General features: G+C 35.8%; 1 protein-coding gene. It reads right to left on the bottom strand.

Annotation, left to right across the window (positions count from 1 at the left end):
* The coding region (katG, locus tag AMN73_RS00535) for a catalase/peroxidase HPI (RefSeq protein WP_075534371.1) at window positions 1–1,532 on the bottom strand (1,532 nt) is incomplete at both ends.

Genomic DNA, 1,532 nt, shown 5'->3' with positions numbered 1-1,532 from the left:
CACTTATAAACTTATCCTTAGCATCTTCGCAAGCATAAACTTCGGCAAAAGCTCTTAATTGAGAATTTGATCCAAAAATTAAGTCAGATCTAGTAGCTGTCCACTTAATTTTTCCTGTTTTTCTGTCTTTACCTTCGAAAAGATCTTCTTTTGGTGAGACCTCTTTCCATTCAGTATCCATATCAAGAAGATTTACAAAAAAGTCGTTGGACAATTTTCCTACTTTTTTTGTAAATACTCCGTGTTTTGAATTATCATAATTGGCACCTAAAACTCTCATACCACCAATCAAGACGGTCATTTCAGGACCAGTAAGATTCATTAATTGTGCTTTGTCAATTAACATTTCTTCAGCAATTTCAGAATGATCTGCATCCGCATAGTTTCTGAAAGCATCTGCTTTTGGTTCTAATAATCCAAATGAATGAATATCTGTTTGATCTTGAGAAGCATCACCACGTCCTTGTGAGAATGGGACTTTGATTTTTTTTCCTACATTTTTTGCTGCTTTCTCAATTCCAACACCACCTGCTAAAACAATTAAATCAGCCAATGACACTTTCTTTTTCTTTTTGTTGCTATCAAAAGATTTTTTTATTTTTTCTAAAACTTTAATTACTTTTGAAAGCTGAGTAGGATTGTTTACTTTCCAATCTTTTTGAGGTGCTAAACGTATTCTTGCACCATTTGCCCCACCTCTTTTGTCTGATCCCCTAAATGAGGCTGCTGAAGCCCATGCTGTTGTTACTAACTGCGAAACAGATAGACCAGATTTAGCAATTTTATTTTTAAGTACATCAATGTCTTTATTTTTAATTTTAAATTTATTTTTAGGTATAGGGTCTTGCCAAATCAGATCTTCTTTTGGCACTTCGCTTCCTAAGTAGTTAACTTTAGGACCCATGTCTCTATGAGTAAGTTTAAACCATGCTCTAGCAAAGGCGTCGGCAAACTCTTTAGGATTGTTATAGAAATGTCTAGAAATAGGGCCGTATTTTGGATCTAGTTTTAAAGACAAATCTGTAGTTTGCATCATTGGAAGATTTTTTTTAGATTTTACATGCGCATCTGGGGTAGTTGATATTGCATGACCATTTTGCTTAGGCTTCCACTGATGAGCGCCTGCTGGGCTTTTTGTTAATTCCCAATCATAGCCAAATAGATTTTCAAAATAACCCATATCCCATTTAATTGGATTAGATGTCCAAGCTCCTTCTATGCCGCTACTTATTGTATCTTCAGCTTTTCCACTTCCGTAGTCACTATTCCATCCAGTTGATTGATATTGAATTTTAGAACCCTCTGGCTCTGGACCTTTGTGAGATTCTGGTGCAGCACCATGTGATTTTCCAAATGTATGACCTCCTGCAACTAAAGCTACAGTCTCATAATCATTCATAGCCATTCTGCCAAAAGTTTCTCTAATGTCATGAGCTGCAAGCAATGGATCAGGGTTTGCATCAGGACCTTGTGGATTCACGTAAATTAAACCCATATGAGAAGCTCCTAATGGATTTTCTAATTCTCTATTA

This window comes from Candidatus Pelagibacter communis, assembly GCF_001179965.1.
In the GTDB taxonomy this organism is placed as follows: Bacteria; Pseudomonadota; Alphaproteobacteria; order Pelagibacterales; family Pelagibacteraceae; genus Pelagibacter.
The sequence above is the reverse complement of the archived record's forward strand: the minus strand, read 5'-3'. Positions and strand labels throughout refer to the sequence as shown.